At 37.9% G+C, this 17,753-nt stretch carries 22 protein-coding genes; 14 read left to right on the top strand and 8 right to left on the bottom strand.

From position 1 onward, the window contains the following. The first annotated feature begins 87 nt into the window (after window positions 1–87). The 3 genes from yihA to LVD16_RS07575 are packed head-to-tail and all read left to right on the top strand — an operon-like array spanning window position 88 to window position 1,495. On the top strand, window positions 88–687 hold the full coding sequence (gene yihA / locus LVD16_RS07585; RefSeq protein ID WP_233773321.1) for a ribosome biogenesis GTP-binding protein YihA/YsxC: 600 nt from the start codon (window positions 88–90) through the stop codon (window positions 685–687). 53 nt (window positions 688–740) lie between these two features. Next, window positions 741–1,184, top strand: coding sequence for a DUF5606 family protein (locus LVD16_RS07580; protein WP_233773320.1), 444 nt, complete (start codon window positions 741–743; stop codon window positions 1,182–1,184). Continuing rightward, entirely contained in the window at window positions 1,184–1,495 is a 312-nt protein-coding gene (locus tag LVD16_RS07575) for a hypothetical protein (RefSeq protein WP_233773319.1), read from the top strand. The genes LVD16_RS07580 and LVD16_RS07575 overlap by 1 nt, the downstream gene beginning before the upstream one ends. Here LVD16_RS07575 and fbp read toward each other — a convergent pair. Continuing rightward, entirely contained in the window at window positions 1,492–2,481 is a 990-nt protein-coding gene (gene fbp, locus LVD16_RS07570; protein ID WP_233773318.1) for a class 1 fructose-bisphosphatase, read from the bottom strand. The genes LVD16_RS07575 and fbp overlap by 4 nt on opposite strands. Window positions 2,482–2,568: 87 nt before the next feature. Here fbp and LVD16_RS07565 point away from each other — a divergent pair, with 87 nt between their 5' ends. Next, entirely contained in the window at window positions 2,569–3,819 is a 1,251-nt protein-coding gene (locus tag LVD16_RS07565; RefSeq protein WP_233773317.1) for an aspartate kinase, read from the top strand. Here LVD16_RS07565 and LVD16_RS07560 read toward each other — a convergent pair. Continuing rightward, window positions 3,806–4,297, bottom strand: coding sequence for a low molecular weight protein-tyrosine-phosphatase (locus tag LVD16_RS07560; protein ID WP_233773316.1), 492 nt, complete (start codon window positions 4,295–4,297; stop codon window positions 3,806–3,808). The two genes, LVD16_RS07565 and LVD16_RS07560, sit on opposite strands and share 14 nt — an antisense overlap. A 234-nt stretch (window positions 4,298–4,531) precedes the next feature. On the opposite strand from LVD16_RS07560, the gene LVD16_RS07555 reads away from it, so the two are divergent. Then, window positions 4,532–5,305: an enoyl-CoA hydratase-related protein gene (locus LVD16_RS07555; protein WP_233773315.1), complete on the top strand. Its 774-nt coding sequence runs from the start codon at window positions 4,532–4,534 to the stop codon at window positions 5,303–5,305. Between the two features lie 56 nt (window positions 5,306–5,361). Here LVD16_RS07555 and LVD16_RS07550 read toward each other — a convergent pair whose 3' ends face one another. Beyond that, the gene (locus LVD16_RS07550; protein WP_233773314.1) at window positions 5,362–6,402 is read right to left on the bottom strand and encodes a DUF6588 family protein; all 1,041 of its coding nucleotides are present in this window, start codon (window positions 6,400–6,402) and stop codon (window positions 5,362–5,364) included. 199 nt (window positions 6,403–6,601) lie between these two features. On the opposite strand from LVD16_RS07550, the gene LVD16_RS07545 reads away from it, so the two are divergent. The 5 genes from LVD16_RS07545 to rsgA all read left to right on the top strand — a co-directional run bounded on the left by LVD16_RS07545 (window position 6,602) and on the right by rsgA (window position 9,922). After that, a complete protein-coding gene (locus tag LVD16_RS07545) occupies window positions 6,602–7,045 on the top strand; it encodes a Fur family transcriptional regulator (RefSeq protein WP_233773313.1) in 444 nt (147 codons plus the stop codon). Between the two features lie 29 nt (window positions 7,046–7,074). Beyond that, entirely contained in the window at window positions 7,075–7,704 is a 630-nt protein-coding gene (locus LVD16_RS07540) for a peroxiredoxin (protein ID WP_233773312.1), read from the top strand. A gap of 62 nt (window positions 7,705–7,766) precedes the next feature. Continuing rightward, window positions 7,767–8,063 carry a glycosyltransferase N-terminal domain-containing protein gene (locus tag LVD16_RS27840; protein ID WP_306309388.1) on the top strand — a complete coding sequence of 99 codons (297 nt, stop codon included), beginning with the start codon at window positions 7,767–7,769 and terminating at the stop codon, window positions 8,061–8,063. A 13-nt stretch (window positions 8,064–8,076) separates the two neighbouring features. Next, on the top strand, window positions 8,077–9,015 hold the full coding sequence (locus tag LVD16_RS07535) for a 3-deoxy-D-manno-octulosonic acid transferase (protein WP_306309403.1): 939 nt from the start codon (window positions 8,077–8,079) through the stop codon (window positions 9,013–9,015). Continuing rightward, window positions 9,005–9,922 (top strand): ribosome small subunit-dependent GTPase A, encoded by a 918-nt coding sequence (rsgA, locus tag LVD16_RS07530; RefSeq protein WP_233773311.1) that lies wholly within the window; start codon window positions 9,005–9,007, stop codon window positions 9,920–9,922. The genes LVD16_RS07535 and rsgA overlap by 11 nt, the downstream gene beginning before the upstream one ends. Here the strand turns inward: rsgA and LVD16_RS07525 are convergent. Further along, on the bottom strand, window positions 9,919–10,776 hold the full coding sequence (locus LVD16_RS07525) for a glycosyltransferase family 2 protein (RefSeq protein ID WP_233773310.1): 858 nt from the start codon (window positions 10,774–10,776) through the stop codon (window positions 9,919–9,921). The genes rsgA and LVD16_RS07525 overlap by 4 nt on opposite strands. Window positions 10,777–10,788: 12 nt before the next feature. On the opposite strand from LVD16_RS07525, the gene LVD16_RS07520 reads away from it, so the two are divergent. From LVD16_RS07520 to LVD16_RS07510, 3 genes are read left to right on the top strand one after another with little or no spacing between them, the layout of a single operon-like run. Beyond that, window positions 10,789–11,721, top strand: a complete 933-nt coding sequence (locus tag LVD16_RS07520) for a hypothetical protein (protein ID WP_233773309.1) — start codon at window positions 10,789–10,791, stop codon at window positions 11,719–11,721. Then, window positions 11,718–12,995 carry a lipopolysaccharide biosynthesis protein gene (locus tag LVD16_RS07515; protein ID WP_233773308.1) on the top strand — a complete coding sequence of 426 codons (1,278 nt, stop codon included), beginning with the start codon at window positions 11,718–11,720 and terminating at the stop codon, window positions 12,993–12,995. The genes LVD16_RS07520 and LVD16_RS07515 overlap by 4 nt, the downstream gene beginning before the upstream one ends. After that, a complete protein-coding gene (locus LVD16_RS07510) occupies window positions 12,996–14,183 on the top strand; it encodes a glycosyltransferase (RefSeq protein ID WP_233773307.1) in 1,188 nt (395 codons plus the stop codon). It abuts the gene before it with no gap. Here the strand turns inward: LVD16_RS07510 and LVD16_RS07505 are convergent. From LVD16_RS07505 to LVD16_RS07490, 4 genes are read right to left on the bottom strand one after another with little or no spacing between them, the layout of a single operon-like run. Next, entirely contained in the window at window positions 14,170–15,093 is a 924-nt protein-coding gene (locus LVD16_RS07505; RefSeq protein WP_233773306.1) for a GNAT family N-acetyltransferase, read from the bottom strand. The genes LVD16_RS07510 and LVD16_RS07505 overlap by 14 nt on opposite strands. Beyond that, window positions 15,090–15,476, bottom strand: a complete 387-nt coding sequence (locus LVD16_RS07500; protein WP_233773305.1) for a sugar 3,4-ketoisomerase — start codon at window positions 15,474–15,476, stop codon at window positions 15,090–15,092. The genes LVD16_RS07505 and LVD16_RS07500 overlap by 4 nt, the downstream gene beginning before the upstream one ends. A gap of 8 nt (window positions 15,477–15,484) precedes the next feature. Further along, window positions 15,485–15,964 (bottom strand): Mpo1 family 2-hydroxy fatty acid dioxygenase, encoded by a 480-nt coding sequence (locus LVD16_RS07495; RefSeq protein ID WP_233773304.1) that lies wholly within the window; start codon window positions 15,962–15,964, stop codon window positions 15,485–15,487. 40 nt (window positions 15,965–16,004) lie between these two features. Continuing rightward, on the bottom strand, window positions 16,005–16,514 hold the full coding sequence (locus tag LVD16_RS07490; RefSeq protein WP_233773303.1) for a DUF4442 domain-containing protein: 510 nt from the start codon (window positions 16,512–16,514) through the stop codon (window positions 16,005–16,007). Window positions 16,515–16,598: 84 nt separating this feature from the next. On the opposite strand from LVD16_RS07490, the gene LVD16_RS07485 reads away from it, so the two are divergent. After that, window positions 16,599–17,726, top strand: a complete 1,128-nt coding sequence (locus LVD16_RS07485) for an NAD(P)/FAD-dependent oxidoreductase (protein ID WP_233773302.1) — start codon at window positions 16,599–16,601, stop codon at window positions 17,724–17,726. The last annotated feature ends 27 nt before the right edge of the window (window positions 17,727–17,753 follow it).

Raw genomic sequence — 17,753 nt, 5'->3', positions numbered from 1 at the left:
GAGATAATTATTAATTCAAGTATTACTTTAACATAAAAAATCTAAATAGGCCTTTAAAAACTAAATATAATCAATAGTTTCAATAAAATGAAAATCAAAAAAGCGAGTTTTATAACGAGTAGCAGCGACCACAAACAGTGCCCTACAACAGGCTTACCTGAATTCGCATTTATTGGCCGATCTAACGTAGGTAAATCTTCGCTTATCAATATGCTCACTGGCCATGGCAAACTTGCCAAAGTGTCTGGGAAACCGGGAAAAACGCAACTTATCAATCATTTTCTTATTAATGATGAATGGTATCTTGTGGATTTACCAGGATATGGATGGGCCAAGGTAGCTAAAACAGAGAAGGAGAAATGGGGAGCCATGATACATGACTACCTGAAGGAAAGAGAAACTTTGGTCTCACTATTTGTTTTGATTGATTCACGGTTAGATCCACAACCCATTGATGTGGATTTTATCAACTGGCTAGGCGAAGAAGGAATTCCCTTTGCTTTAATCTTCACGAAGTCTGATAAGCAATCCAAAAACAAGACACAATCTTCTGTGGCTAAGTATAAGAGATTTTTGAAAAAGTTCTGGGAGACACTACCCCCTATCTTCGTATCATCCTCATTTAAAGTAGAGGGTAAAGAAGAAATATTAAGCTATTTAGAAGAATTGATTTCGACTAGTAAATAGTAAAATATTGACTAATTTTGCGCCCTAATTAAAAACACAACCTTAAGAAGTATATGGAATATAGTGATATAGCATCAGTTTCAGGAAAAGGAGGACTTTTTAAAATTGTAAAGCCTACCCGTACGGGAGTAATTTTAGAGTCATTAGATGATAAAAAGCAAAAATTAGTTGCCAGCGCTACGCAGAGAATATCTGTATTGAGCGATATTTCAATCTATACTACTGACCAGGAAGGTTCTATTCCTTTAGGGGATGTATTCAAAAAAATATTTAATGAATTTGATGATGATTTGGGTGTAACCAGTACATCTGAGCCTGATGAATTGAAGGCTTTTATCAAACACATTATACCTAACTATGATGACCAAAGAGTTTATGTTTCTGACATAAAGAAAGTGATCAACTGGTACAATGCCTTGAGAGCTAATGCTCCTGATGTTTTAAAAGAGCAGGATAAAAAAGAAAAATCTAAGAAAGAGGAATCAAAAGAAGATTAATGACAGATCGTCAATTGACTTGCACCATAGAACTGGTAGTCAAAGACCTTTCTTTAGAACAAAATATTATACCGGAATCAACTAACAGCTTTGATGAATTAAAAGCTAAGTTGATTCCGGTAATTAATTCTCTTCTCAATACAGATTTAAACCGTCTTCTTAATTCGCTTTATCGAATAGATATAGATGAGAATAAATTAAAATCTACGCTTGCCATGGAAAAGCCTGAACTCCTGGCTGAATCCATTACAGATCTCATTTTAAATAGAGAAATGGAGAAAGCAGCAACAAGGCTCAAATACTCCTCTTAAGAATAATAAGAAATAGCCTTCTCTACCATAGCTTTTGAGCCGATATATAGTGGCACTCTTTGATGTAATTCATCAGGCTCTATTTCTAAAATTCTTCTTTTACCATCTGAGGCTACTCCCCCTGCTTGCTCAACTATAAATGCCAGAGCATTACACTCATAAAGAAGTCTTAATTTACCTGATGGTGAAGAAGACGTTGGAGGATACATGTATATGCCTCCCTTCAAAATATTTCGATGAAAATCAGCTACCAACGAACCGATATAACGAGCTGTAAACTTGCTATCCTTGCAATATTCTATGTAGTCTTTAGCTTCCTTTGGAAAGCTCTTGTAACCACCTTCATTTACAGAATAAACTTTACCATCTTCTGGTATAGTCATATCCGGGTGGGACAGAAAGTACTCTCCTAAAGAAGGTTCATAGGTGAACCCGTTTACACCATGACCTGTGGTATACACTAACATGGTAGAAGAGCCATATAACAAATAACCAGCCGCTACTTGCTCCGCTCCTTTTTGCAATACATCTTCCTTAGTAATAGGTGTGCCTACCGGTGTAAATCTTCTGTATATTGAAAATATGGTTCCTACTGAAACATTCACATCAATATTAGAAGAACCGTCCAATGGATCTATGGCTATCACATATTTACCATCATTCTCCAGATCAGTGATCTCTTCATCCTCTTCAGATACAATAGCACAGGCTTCGCCACCTTTAGTAAGTGCTCTGATAAACCTGATATTAGCTAATACATCCAGTTTCTGCTGATCTTCTCCCTGCACATTTTGTGCTCCGATGGGGCCGATGATATTTATAAGTCCGGCTTTGTTAATCTCTCTATTTACTACCTTTCCTGCTAGTGCTATATCCCTCAGCAACTGCGAAAGTTCTCCTGTAGCAAATTGAAACTCGTCCTGTTTTTTTTTGATAAATCTATCCAGCGTGGTACCGATGGGCAAGGCAATCCTGGAATCTTCCATAAATCCGTAAAGTCTTTAGTTTTTGAAATTTTAACTGCAACTTGGTACCGAAATTAAACACTTAAAAATTACTGTCCAATTTTCCCTATGAAAGTATTTAAGTTTGGTGGAGCCTCGATCAAAAATGCAGATGCTATTAAAAATATGTGTCAGATTATTGCTAATAATGCCACTGAAAAATTAGTGGTGGTGGTATCTGCCATGGGAAAAACTACCAATAACCTTGAAAGCTTATTATTTAACAAGGCGAAACAAGAAGCTCAGGATGAGAATTTAAAATCTCTACTAGAATATCATATGGATATCTGCAGGGAGCTTTTTCCTTCTGATCATAATATTTTCAACCTACTTATAGATCAAATAAGCGAGCTCCGCACAACATTAAATAAGGAGATGCCTTTTGATCAACTTTACGATCAGACAGTATCTGTAGGAGAGTTAATTTCGTCCACGATAATCACTAATTACCTCAATCTGAAGGGAACCTCCTCTCTATGGTTAGATGCCAGAGAATATATAAGAACCAGTAATAGTTTTAGAGAAGGCCATGTAGACTGGAAGGTAACGGAAGAATTAATTAAGCATGATGTAAAAGAGCTTGCCAAAGATCAAATTTTGGTGACACAAGGATTTATTGGTAGAGCTGATAACGGCTTAACTACCACCTTGGGTAGAGAAGGTTCTGATTTCACCGCTGCCATTTTTGCTTCTTGCCTTTCTGCTGAATCAGTTACCGTATGGAAAGATGTGCCAGGCATACTAAACGGAGACCCTAAAAAAGTAGCCGACACCATACTATTTGATGAACTGCCATATCAGGAGGCTGCTGAAATGACTTACTATGGAGCCACTGTCATTCACCCTAAAACCATTAAGCCTCTGGCGAATAAGGGCATTCCTCTTTATGTAAGAAGCTTTGATCACCCTGATGAACCCGGCACCATTATTCATGACTGCAAGCTCAGGACAGACCTACCTCCTACCATAATTATAAAGAATGATCAGTGTCTTCTTTCTTTTAAGGTAGTAGACTTCACTTTCATCAATGAAGATAACCTTAGTCTCATTTTCAAAACTGTTTCTGAAAATGACATTAAGATTAATATTATGCAGAATTCCGCTATATCATTTTCAATAGTAATTGATAATGATATGAAGAAGATTCAGAAGCTAATGGTATCTCTAAAGGATCACTTTGATATTAGATATAATAGCGGCTTACAATTAATTACCCTGAAAAACTATAAGCCTAGCACGCTGCAAGAGTATAGAAAGGATAAGAAAATACTTTTAGAGCAGATTAGTAGAAATAATTATAGAGCTCTTATTGCTCCTTAATCTGAATTTTATGCTCTTTAATGAGAAAGTCTAGAAAATTATCTACGGACCTTTTCACTATATCATAAACATGTTGAAAGCCTGATTCGCCACCAAAATAAGGATCGGGTACATCCTCTCCTTTAAATTTCGGATCAAAGTCACGCATAAGGTGAAATTTTTCCGAGTAGTTATTATTCTGGTCGTGTCTTTCTATCACTTCCAGATTGGCCTTATCCATAACCATTATATAATCGAATTCACGAAAATCTGCCTTTGAAAACTGACGTGCCTTATGATCCAGATGAACACCATTTTCTCTGGCATTAGCCACAGTACGTGAGTCAGGCTGTTCACCTATATGATATTTACTTGTACCACAGGAATCAACGTTAAATTCGCCCTCAACCCCTCTATTCCTAATCTCTTTCAGAAAAACTCCCTCAGCCAAAGGAGATCTGCATATATTTCCGAGACAAACAAAAAGTACGTTTACCATATGTAAGATTTATTTTTTTCTATTCAAAAAACAGCCCTGGATTCATTGCTGACCACTATTATCTAACTTTCTCAAATATAAACCAACAAATGGTTCATTAAAAGGTTACTTATCCCCCCGTTGCCATATTAAACGGTACATAGCACTTTTTTTACTCACCTGTTTAGTATGGTTAGTTGAAGCCGTCTTTGAAAAAAGGCGGCTTTTCATTTTCTTAGCATAAACCCTCATGCTATGAAATACATAAAACTGACCGAGCAATACGCAAAATATATTGCTTTAATAGAATTAAACCGACCTAATGAGCTAAATGCTCTCAATCTTGAATTAATGACTGAGCTAAAGCAAACTTTAGCTGAGCTTGATAATAATAACGATGTGAGAGTGATCATTCTCACAGGAAATGAAAGAGCTTTTGCCGCTGGAGCTGACATTAAGCAAATGGCTAATAAATCAGCCATTGATATGCTTAAAATAGATCAGTTTAGTACCTGGGATCAAATCAAAAAAACAAAGAAGCCGCTAATAGCTGCTGTCTCTGGTTTTGCCCTTGGCGGCGGCTGTGAGTTAGCCATGACATGCGATATGATCATTGCATCTGAAACGGCTCAGTTTGGCCAGCCTGAAATAAAGATTGGTGTTATGCCTGGAGCCGGTGGAACTCAAAGATTAACCCGAGCTATTGGCAAAGCCAGAGCCATGGAAATGGTACTTACGGGCAAATTCATATCTGCTGATGAAGCGCTTTCCTTTGGATTAGTTAATAAAGTGGTTCCGGTAGAAATGTACATGCATGAAGCCGTGTCTGTAGCCTCAAGCATTGCCAGTATGTCTCCGGTGGCAGCTCAGCTGGCGAAGGAAGCAGTTAACCGAGCCTTTGAAACTCATTTAGAAGAAGGTCTTCATTTTGAAAGAAAAAACTTCTATCTCGCTTTTGCAAGTGAAGATCAGACAGAAGGAATGCAGGCTTTCATAGAAAAGAGAAAGCCGAATTATAAAGGAGAATAAATTAAAAAGGGGCTACTCTTCACAGAGATAGCCCCTTTTACTTTCACGTAATATTTTTATCTCACTGAGAAACCGAATCCCACTGATAACACGTCATATTTTTGAACTGTATAGTCAGCGTGTAAGGTTACAATCGCTAATTTTAGTCTAAATCCTGCATTAAGTTTTGGTCCACCGGTTTTGAAAGAAAGCCCGATAGGATCAGTACCAGACACTGAGATAGAGCCAGAGTCATCATAAACCTCATAATCACCTTTTAAAGCTAGCTCTGATTTAACACTGTTAAATCCAAGACCGCCATAGACTGTAAGTACTGAAAATTTCTTTGAGATGATAGCCTGCCCTGTCCATGTATTAACATCAAACTGACCTAGACCATTAGGCATGTTAACGCCACCACCATTACCGCTATATTGCTCATCAATAGGCATATCAAAGCTAAGACTGGTATAGCCTACAAATACAGATAGATCAAAAGGCAATCTCTTCATTCCTGGTATATGCTGCTTTACATCATGCATTACACCAAATCCAATAAGCTTAAATGATCCATCCTCAACATCTACTTCAGGAGTCCACCTTATTTTGAGATCTGTTTTCTTAAAAAGGCCAATTCCAAGCTGAGCCATTGGCACAGGTACGGCTTGCATACCAATAGCATCTTTAATGTTCAAGCCTTCAGGAGCGTCGAATGTACCAGTATAAGTTTCCCCATCTTCTTCGTAAGAATACTCATAAGTAGGTATATCCGAATCAGCATCAGAACCAAAAATAGTTGGTGACTGCGTCGGTGAACCTGGAGCATAACCTCCATTAATCAAATTTGGTTGATAAAATAGATCCTTGTCTGGAACGTAAGCAGCATTTACTGTTACTGTTAAATCAAACCCAAACTTTTTATGAGCCTCTGCTGTGTTTAGCCAGCCACTACCCAGGCCAGTACCAAAGCCCTTCATAAATGGAGATACATAACCTTCAACCAACGTGTTTGCGTCTTCTACACCTGCTTCCAGGAATTCACCGATATTATCCTGAGCGAATATGGTTGAGGTGCTAAATAGACTAACAATTAATACTAGATAAATCTTCTTAGACATTTTTCTTAAATATGGTTAGTAATATAATTTAATAAGATTAGACTAATCCTACTAATAATCTGCTGTTTATGTCCTTGATATCTGATCTGTAAACATGGTAACCAAAAAAATATAGGTGTCGGTTGCGTTTTGATATTCCATTCCCTAGCTTTGCAATACAATTTCCTAGATAAGAATAATTATCATTTAGGAATTAATTATGAATAGATACGAGGACATACAGACCAAAATCAGTGATTCAGGTCTTAAGGTGACCCACCAAAGAACTGTGATACTGGAAGCTGTACACGTGATGAATTCTCATCCTAGTGTGGAGCAGATCTATGACTATGTGAAACAGTCATGCCCCAGTATATCTTTGGGCACTGTTTATAAGACTGCTGAAACATTTGTAGAGAAGGGTCTTATTGCTAAGGTATCTACTCATGAAGGTCAGATGAGGTATGATCCAAAGTTAGATAACCATGGACATATCTATTGCGCCAATACTTCAGAGATTATTGATTACTATGACGAAGAGCTGAATGATGTAATCATTAATTTTTTCAAAAAGAAGAAGGTTAGCAATCTGAAAATAAAAAATATCACTCTCCAGATTAACGGAGACAAGATAGATCCTGAAAAGGACGTGAACATAAAATAATTTTAGAATAAAATAAACAAACAAACATTATGTCATTAGTAGGAAAAAAAGCTCCTGTATTTAATGCTCCCGCTGTAATTAACGGTGAAGAAATCGTAGAATCTTTCACTTTAGCTGATTACATCGGTAAAAAAGAAGTTATTTTCTTCTTCTACCCAAAAGATTTCACTTTTGTTTGCCCTACTGAAATCCACGCTTTCCAAGCTAAATTAGCTGAGTTTGAGAAAAGAGGTGTTCAAGTTGTAGGATGCTCTTGCGATACTGAAGAAACTCACCTAGCATGGTTATTAACTGCTAAAGATAACGGTGGAATCGAAGGTGTTACTTATCCATTAGTAGCTGATTCTTCTAAGACAGTAGCTAACAACTATGGTGTATTAGCAGGTGACTGGAGCTACACTGAAGAAGGTGATTTAGTATTCGAAGGTGCTCCTGTAGCATTCAGAGGTACTTTCTTCATTGACAAAGAAGGTGTAGTAAGACATGAAACCATCAATGACCTTCCTCTAGGAAGAAACATTGACGAAATGTTAAGAATTGTTGATGCATGGCATCACGTACAAGAGCACGGTGAAGTTTGCCCTGCTAACTGGGAAGAAGGAAAAGAAGCTATGCAAGCTACCAGAGATGGTGTATCTAGCTACCTTGCTTCTAACTAATTAATAGTAGAATATTTCAGAAAAGCCCACTGCATTGCGGTGGGCTTTTTTAATTTTGCGCTATGGGTAAGCTCAGCTACAGGTTATTTATAGTTTTTTACAGCATCTTTATTCGTTTTGCCTCGCTTTTTAATCATAAAGCCAGGCTATTTATACGAGGACGCAAAAACTTATTACCTCGATTAGAGCAGGACCTAAAGCAAAAGAAAGGACCGCTGGCATGGTTTCATTGTGCCTCTTTAGGTGAATTTGAACAAGGACGCCCCATCATTGAATCCTTTAAAAAGCAATTTCCTCAGTATGAAATTTTGCTCACCTTCTTCTCCCCCTCGGGCTATGAGGTGAGAAAAAAATTATGACCAGGCAGACTATATCTATTACTTACCCATTGATTCGGCTTATAACGCTAAAAAGTTTCTAGATATAACCAATCCTGAGCTCGCTATATTTGTAAAGTATGAATTCTGGCACTATTATCTGAAAGAGCTGAATCAGCGAAATATCCCAATGTTGTCAGTATCCTCTATATTCAGAGCTGATCAGATCTATTTTAAGGGTTATGGATCATTTCAGAGACAAATTCTGAGCCATGTCTCTCATTTTTTTGTTCAGGATTTAAATTCCAAAAAACTTCTTGATAGCATTTCAATTAACAATGTCACTGTTTCCGGCGACACCAGGTTTGACAGGGTAGTAAGTATAGTAAAGCAGAAAAAAGACATACCGCATATTGATAGTTTTAAAGGGATTGAAAAGCTTTTCGTAGTAGGTAGCTGCTGGCCTGAAGATTTTGAAGTTTTACTTCCTCTGATAAATGATTCGAGCATAAAATTTATCATTGCTCCTCATGAGATCGAGAATAAATTCATAAATAGGATAGAGAATGAGGTGGCCAAAAAAGTTATTCGCTATTCACAGATTAATGACTCTACAGACCTTTCAGACCGTCAGGTCATAATTATTGATAATGTTGGGATGCTCTCCAGCTTATATGGATACGGCGATTTTGCTTATATTGGCGGTGCTTTTGGGCAGGGCTTACATAACATTCTGGAAGCAGCCACCTTTGGCTTACCCATATTTTTCGGAAACAAGAATTATACAAAATTTAAAGAGGCCGTAGATCTAGTGAATTTAGGAGGAGCTGTTGCAGTAGATAATTACGACGAATTAAGATCTCAGTTTTACCAGTTTATGGAGCCAAAGACTTATATCATTGCCAGCCAGGTAAATGAAGATTACGTGAAAGACCATGTGGGAGCCACGGAAAAAATAATTCAATACTGCAAAACGCTAAAAAATGAAGGGTGAAGTATTAAAATCGACTGGCTCCTGGTATGATGTGCTTGCTGAAGACTCGAAAACTTATCAGTGCCGCACCAGAGGCAAGCTCAGATTAAAAGGCTTTAAAACTACCAACCCAATAGCTGTGGGCGATCAAGTTGATATTACTCTCGAAAATGATACAGAAGGAGTGATCACAGAGATTTTACCGAGAGAGAATTATATCATTAGAAAGTCTGTAAAGCAAAAAAGCCACGGACATATACTAGCGGCCAATCTTGATCAGGCCGTTCTCATTGTTACCCTGGCCTACCCAAAAACTTCCTTAGGTTTCATAGACAGATTTTTAGTATCGGCAGAATCTTTTAGAATACCTCAGATTATCATTTTTAATAAGGTGGATCTGGTAAGCGAAGAAGATCAGGACTTGCTTGATGGAATCATTGACATTTACGAGACTATTGGCATACAATGCTTAAAGGTATCAGCACTAAACAATGAAAATCTGGATGCTGTTCTGAATGCTTTAAGAGGGAAGAAAAGCCTTCTTTCAGGGCACAGTGGCGTAGGTAAATCAACCTTACTCAATAAAATAGCTCCTCATATCGACCAAAAAACAGGCGCCATCTCTGACTTCGCAAAGAAAGGAGTGCATACTACTACTTTTGCTGAGATGTTTGAAATTGAAAAAGACACCTTTGTAATCGATACTCCGGGCATCAAAGAGCTGGGTATTATTGATATAGAAAAAGAGGAGCTTTCAGATTATTTTCCAGAAATGAGGGATTTACAAACTGAGTGTAAATTTTATAATTGCACACACACCCATGAGCCTAAATGTGCTGTTCTTGCAGCAGTTGAAGACGGTGAGATTTCAGAAAGCAGATACATCAGCTACCTCAGCATACTTGAAGGCGATGACAACAGACGCTAAACTCTAAGCATCTTATAATAATCCCGGGCTAGTGAAAAGTTAAGGTACCTTACAGCAACTTTAATTTCATAAAAGACTCTCTTTCTAAAAATGACATTCTCTTCTTCAGTTTGCAGCAATGCCTTCGCCTTCTGCATCACTTTATATGTAGTTCTTAGGTCGGGACTACCAATTTTGAACTGCAAATAGCTTTTCGAGCCTTTCACCACCCTTCTTTTCACCAGCACTTCATCAGTGTAAGCGTATTTATACTTTCTAGATGATCGAATCCAAAGGTCAAAATCCTCGTAAGTTAACGTCTCATCGTAACCGCCTAAAAATTCTACCAGCTGCCGGGTGTACATCATAGTAGGAGGGCAAATAAAATAGCGCCCCAACAAATTAGCGAAGACATCCCCGGAAGGAACTGTCACTTTACTTTTCCCTTCCCCATCCATCGGATAGTGGTAGCTCATCAAATTTCCTGACTCATTTATTATTTCAGCGTTTGTGAAATCTAATCCGAATTCACTTCCTGCTGCCCTTAGGGAACTCACACCCTTCTCCACCCTTTCCGGAAGGAGTACATCATCAGTGGCCATATCTATGATAAAATCACCAAATGCGTGACTAAACCCTAAATTAAAAGCCGCACAATTACCGATATTCTTTTCAAGAGGTAAGAATTTTATTTGCGGATATGCTTTAACAATTCCATTGATCACGTCTTTACTATTATCAGTACTGGCGTCATCTACCATAATAATTTCGATATTTTTATATGTTTGCTGAATAACAGATTGCACGGCCTCCTCCACAAACCGAGCATGATTATAGCAAAGACATATAATTGACACCAGAGGACCTGAAGACATAAACTAAAAGCATTGTTAAAACACCTTAAACATACACAAATAGATAAAAAAAAGTGGGATGCTTGCCTTTTGCAACATAGCTGCGAAGATGTATATGTGTGTTCATGGTTTCTAAATATAACCCATCATGCATGGGAAGCACTGGTGATAGAAAAGGAGAATCAGTATGAAATGATAATGCCACTCCTGAGCATTAAGCGATATGGCCTTGATCTTCACCCTTCGCCTATCCTGGCTCAGCGACTTGGTATTTATGGACACTACAATAAAGAGATTATAGATGAAGTATTTAGCTATCTCAATAAGCATTTTGCCTCGGTTGAATACCCTTTCAAAAAAGATCTTCAATTAAGCTTCCCTGTTACAGAAGCTTCAAATTATATACTTCCTCTAAATAAGGACTATTCGATACTGGCTGATGGCTACAGAAAAGACAGAAAGCAGCGATTAAAACAAGGCCTGAAACATAATCCAGAAATCACACAAAATACTGATATTGAAGGATTTATTGTAGCATATAGAAAAGAAATAGCTCCCAAAATATTGGGAGGAGTGAGTGAGGAGACTTTTCTAACGATAAAACGTTTGATCGAACAGTGTATCAAAAATAAAAACGGATTCTTGATAGCAGCGAATAAAGATGGAGTGGCACTTAGTCAGACCTTTTTAATTAAGCATAATAAAAGGTTAATATGTTTTTTAAGCGCCACCAATAATGATGGCAAAAGGATGCAAGCCAAAAGCTTAATTATGGACCATGTAATTCGGACTTATGCCAACACAGAGCTGACCCTAGATTTTAAGGGGTCGCACATAAATAGTATAGCTGATTATTTCAAAAGTTTTGGAGCCGAAGAAGAGAAATATTCTATCTACAGGCACGAATCAGCCTTGTTTAAATGCCTGCTGGCAGTAAGAAAATTCACTAAACGAATCGGTCTTTGAAGCGCTTTTTAAATATTCCATTTATTCAAAGCTACTTTAAAGATGCCGGGGTGCTAACTATCGGAAACGTAATTGGCATGCTCATTACCCTTGCCGGCTACCCTATCATTACCAGACTATATACCGATGTTGAATTTGGAGAGTTCTCCGTATATCAAAGCATTTTTATAATACTCATTTCCATTTCAAGCTTGCATTATAACAAAGCCATTGTTCTTACAAAGGGCAGAAAAGAACTGAATCAACTGATCAGGCTGATACTAGCACTTACTCTAACCTTCTGTGTTCTCCTTTGCATCCTTAACCTATTTAACATCCCACAATACTTTGATTTAAAGCTATCCACCTCCATTTACTGGGCTATTATTATCGCTGTATTTTTAGGGACTTATCATCAAATGGCACACTGGTTTTTCATTAAAAAAAGTCAATTTAAGCTCATTGCAATATTAAAAGTGACTGAAAGGCTTTCATTTCAAGCCACAGCCATAGCTTATTCATTTCTTCAATGGAGGTTCTTAAATCCATTAGTGCTTGCCGGAATCAGTTCACAGGCCCCAATATTCTTCATTTCCCTTGCAAAAACCCGCTTTGCATGGCAGTCTCTTTTTCAATTAAAAGCCAAGGCCATTGCTAAAAAATATAAGTACTTCCCCATGTATTCATTACCCAGCGGCCTGGTGGAGAGGGTAAGCAGTCAGGTTCCGATTTTTATTATTTCCATTCTAGCATCACAAGCCGCAACGGGACAGTTTTCTTTGGCCTATAAAATTCTAAGTGTACCAGAAGCTGTAATTGGCGTAAGCATTGCCAATATTTTTTATAAGAAAGTGGGCGAGCTCACCAGCAAAAACCAACCTATAATACAGGAAATAAAAAACTGCTGGAAACTTCTGGCTTTGATAGGTTTTCCCGTATTCACAATTTGCTTATTCTTAGGCCCCTTTATATTTAATATCCTCTTTGGAAATGAGTGGAAAACAGCAGGGGAAATTACATCCATCATTAGCCCCATGCTCTTTTTTATGTTTATGAGCACACCTACCAGCGGGGCCATGGCGGCCTTGAACAAACAGTATTATGGTCTTATTTTCGGCAGCCTCTTACTGGTGACCAGAACTTCTTTACTATATTTTGGCATCAGCTATTACGATCTAACAACCGGCATTTATCTATTAACTATCGGGGAGATATTAAACATTTTATTGTATAATTATTTTTTATTGAAAGAAGCAAAAAAATGGGAGCGCACCCATGTTCAAAAGTCCGCCTAAATGAATGTATTTGTAATTCCATCATGGTATCCTTCAGAGAGCAACTGGCTTAATGGCATATTCATCAAAGTGCAGACTTTAAGTTTAGCCAAGCACTACCCAGACAGTAAATTTGCCATTAGCTTATGGGGACAGAACGATGAAGATTACCTGCTGTATGTTAAAAAACCAATTAGCAGTTTTAGGAAACTATTAAAAAGCTCAAGCCCTGATGAAAGCGCTTTACTCCCGAATGTAAAAGAGTATTTCACTCCTGCCTTTTCATTTCATCAGCGTATTAAAGGTGGTAACATTAAAAAGAAAATTGAGGCTAACATATTCAACCTGAGTCAGTTTCAGATTCATTCTGGCAAAGTGGATGTCATTCATGCCCATATTAATTACCCAGCAGGTGTGATTGCTCGTGAGCTATCAAAAAAATTTAAAATTCCATATATTCTGACAGAGCACATGGCTCCTTTTCCTCAGAAATATCATCTGGATGCTTCTGGAAAAATGTTACCAGAAATAGCAGAGTCTATGCGCGATGCTTCGAAACTTTTAGTAGTAAGCAACTATCTAAAGGAGCAAATTGACGCAAGCGTTCCTGGTTGTAATATCGAAGTAGTTCCCAATTTCATAAATACACCTACCGACACCCTTTTTACAAAGGAATCTAAAACCACTTTTTGCTACGCCAACTCCATAGCTAAAAAAAAGGGGATAGAAGAATTGATCAGAGCATGGGCTCTGGTTGATCAACCTAACTGTCAACTGAAAATAGCTGGTTCAGGACCGGACTTAGCAGCCATGCAGGAACTCAGTGAATCAATTGGAAGCAAAAACCCCATTATCTGGATGGGGGAATTATCAAAAAAAGAGGTCTTGGAGTTAATGCAGACATCTGATTGTCATATACTTACTAGTAAGTTAGAGTCTTTCGGGGTGAGTTATATAGAGGCAATGGCAGCAGGCATCCCAAGTATTGCAGCACCTTTTGGGGGACCATTAGATATCATAAATCCAGGCACTGGAAGGTTGGTTAAAGACTTATCTGCTGAAGCTATTGCTAATGAAATAAAATGGTTCATTCAGCATAAAGATCAATTCAAAGCCGATGAGATTAAAGCTCATTTTTCCAATTTCTATTCTAGTGAAGCGCTGGTGCCTCGGATTATGCAAATCTATCAATCAGCTACACTTTCATGATTAAGATTTCTTTGCGAGAAAGCAGAGCTCCGCAGTTTTCTTTAAACTGACTCAAACCTTCATTTAACACTCCTTGCACTGAAGAAATGCCCAGATCCAGGTACTGGATCTTATTTTCCTGACAATACTCATAGACTCCATTGATTACCATAACCACCGGACTATCTCTTCGGTACTCAAAATCATCACCGTGATAGAAGTTATAAAGAACATTTTCAGATACTCTTATACTCACCGCTACGGCAATTAACCTGGCTTCATCAAAAACACCAAATAGTAAATATTGATCAGGGAAGTTGTGAAACATCAGCAGTAACTGATCATAAGTGACGGTAACAGGATATCCTTTGAGTTCCCGATTAGTTTTCACCACCTCATAAGCTTGCTGCAAGAATTCTACAGTAAGCTTTTTAAATTGATAGCCAGCACGTTGGCATTTTCTGAGACGCTTTCGCTCATTCCTTTTCAGTAGATTAATGTAGGGCTCAGAGGATATTTCTATGTGCTGATTGTATTCTGAATAAAGCAGCTCCAGGCTCCCAACATCTTTCAAACAAACACTATCTTTCAGATAAAATTCGGGAGCCATTTTAATAGTGAAGGCAGTTATACCATTAGCTTTACCCCAATCAGATAAAGAACCCAGTAGCAAGGATATATTTTCACTATTCACCTCAGCACCTTCAAACCCACCTACACCAGAGAAGCGAGCGTTTTGAGCTTGGTTATCACATAAGCAAAAGTAAATATAAACCAGGTAAGTATCTTCCTCAATTAAAGAGAACCTAAAGAGATTATCACGTTGATAATTAGATAGATACGATTGATAATTATACAGAAACTCAGCCTTAAGGTTAATAGAAAATGGATACTTCTCTACCTCAAACCGCTGAGAAGGTTTTAATTTCACGAAGCTAGAAAATTATCCAGATCAGTTTCCAGCAAATCATCTTTAAAAGCGCATGAAGTAAGCGCCATAAGAATACTTCCTTGTTTACAAGTCATATCTATCCAGTGCTGACATGGAAAATAAAGGGCTTCACCAGGGTTATTTAGTATAAAACGAGCCTTTTTATTGTCCTTATTAGTTAGCACTATTTCAGCCTCTCCTTGTAGGCATACCAAAACACGATCTGAATTTATATGTGCATGGCCGCCCCTTTTCGCTTCTTCCTTCAGGTTATAAATCCAATATGATCTTTTCACCTGAAAAGGTATTTGTTCTTCATCTATCACCGAAAGTTCTCCCCCTTTGCTAACAGAAGTTTTTAACTGAATAATCTGTGCTTCCAAAAATCCCTCTAATAACTAATTCCTAAACGCTTAAAAATAAAATGCATCAGCCAGGCTGGTCCGATCATAAGGAACTGAACATCTTTAAAAAAGGAAGGCTTCTTCCCTTCTACCTTATGACCAAAAAACTGGCCGACCCATGCAATGATAAAAATAATAAGCGCTATACCCCATAAAGGAAAGGATATATATTGATCCAGAGCGTTAGAAACTATCAAGCATAATATGGAAAATCCCAGCATTCCCACAGCTAAAGGTATTGATAGCGTAATATAATAAATGAAAACAAGCGCCAGTATAAAGCCAGCCCAGTTTACATAAGGATTATTGCTACCCAGAAAATCTCTGAGTGAGTCCGAAGGGATGGACCACACCAGAGCCACAATACTAAAAAAGATCAGCGGCACACAAATCCAGTGCACCTGTTTATTCGTTGGGTTTTGATGACTTTCACCATACTCCAGCAGTAGTTTGTTTATTTTTCGCATGGTTTTTTTTTTACAGTAATTTACAAAATAACGAGTTAAATCAGGCCACTTTGGTCTTCACCTTCTCCCATGATTTCACCTGCCAATGTACCTTTCCGGTAGAAATATGATTCTGCTTCTCGTCAAATATCTTCACTTCGCATATCACTACTGTAGAGTCATTATCTTTCAAAGGCCCATAGATATTCTTCTCCAGCCACTCATCGGTTATTTCGAAAGTAGCTGACACTTTCATTTTTCCCTGATAGTGATAATCCATCTCTAAAGTTTTGAGTATGATCCTAAACTTATTGGGATCTAAGCGAGACACCATTAAAAAACCAGTGGTAAATTCAGAAAGCGTAGCCAGTGCACAAGCATGCAATCCTCTTATGTGATTAAAGTTTCTTCTCTTAAAAGGCAGCTCCGTCTGAATGCTTTTTTCATTGATCTTGACCACTTTAAAACCGTGCGGCTTGTTAAAAGGGATCATTTTGTTTAATCCCTGGTTCAAAATCCATAAGTAAAATCCAGAAGATTCTGCTTTTTTAACAATATTCTTAATATTCATAGCGCTATTTCTGATTTAAAGGGAAAATATAATTAATATAAAGCTCAACTCCATATCTTTGAAGGCGCTAAAAGTAAACAGGTTATGTTAAGTGTTTGGGAAAAAGAGTCATTTATAAGTTATGACTATTTAATTATTGGTAGCGGAATCGTGGGCCTCTCCACCGCCATATCAATAAAAGAAAAAGACCCTGCCGCTTCCATAGCCGTTTTAGAAAGAGGCATTTTACCTTCTGGAGCAAGTACCAAAAATGCCGGATTTGCATGTTTTGGTAGCCTTACCGAACTACTTCAAGATATCAAAACCATAGGCCCCGAGCGCACTTACCAGCTAGCTTCCCAAAGGTATAATGGTCTTTTAAAACTTAGAGCTCGCCTCAGTGATGATGCCATTGACTATCAAAACCATGGTGGATACGAACTCATCAGAGAAGAAGAACTGCCCTACCTAAATGATATAGAAGCTGTTAATCGCTTGTTATCTCCAATATTTTCGGGATTACCCTTTTTGATTGATAATAAGCTCATTAACAAATTCGGTTTTAATGCTGATAGCATAAAATCTGTGATCTACTCACCATTTGAAGGGCAGATAGACACCGGGAAAATGATGAAGTCCCTTATTAAATATGCTACAAGCAAAGGCATAAGCATAATCACCGGGGCTGAAGTAACAGGTTTTGAGGATGATGGTAATGCTGTTACCGTTTCCGTGAAAGATAAGGTGTATGACACCACAGCTTTTAAAGCCAAAAAAATAGCTATATGCACCAATGCTTTCACAAAAAAATTACTACCTCAATCTGACCTTTCTCCTGGCCGAGGCCTGGTTTTGATCACAAAGCCAATTGATACGCTTAAGTTAAAAGGTGTTTTTCACATGGATCAGGGCTATTATTACTTTAGAAACTTCGGCAACAGATTGATATTGGGTGGAGCCCGAAACTTCGACAAAGAAGCGGAGAGTACCACTGAATTTGGCGTCAACGATAAAATAACTACTAAACTTGAGGAAACATTAAAAACTGACCTACTTCCCGACACTTCTTATGACATTGATTACTACTGGTCTGGCATCATGGCCTTTGGTGATCATAAGGAGCCTGTCATGCTAAAGCACAGCGAAAATGTTTATGCTGGCTTCCGACTGGGAGGCATGGGAGTAGCCATTGGCACAGAAATAGGTGAGAATCTGGCCGATATGATGGTTTAACAAAATCTTTTTTTATATTCGACAATC

The sequence above is a fragment of the Fulvivirga ligni genome, assembly GCF_021389935.1.
Lineage (GTDB): Bacteria > Bacteroidota > Bacteroidia > Cytophagales > Cyclobacteriaceae > Fulvivirga > Fulvivirga ligni.
This window is presented reverse-complemented; position numbering and strand designations above follow the sequence as displayed.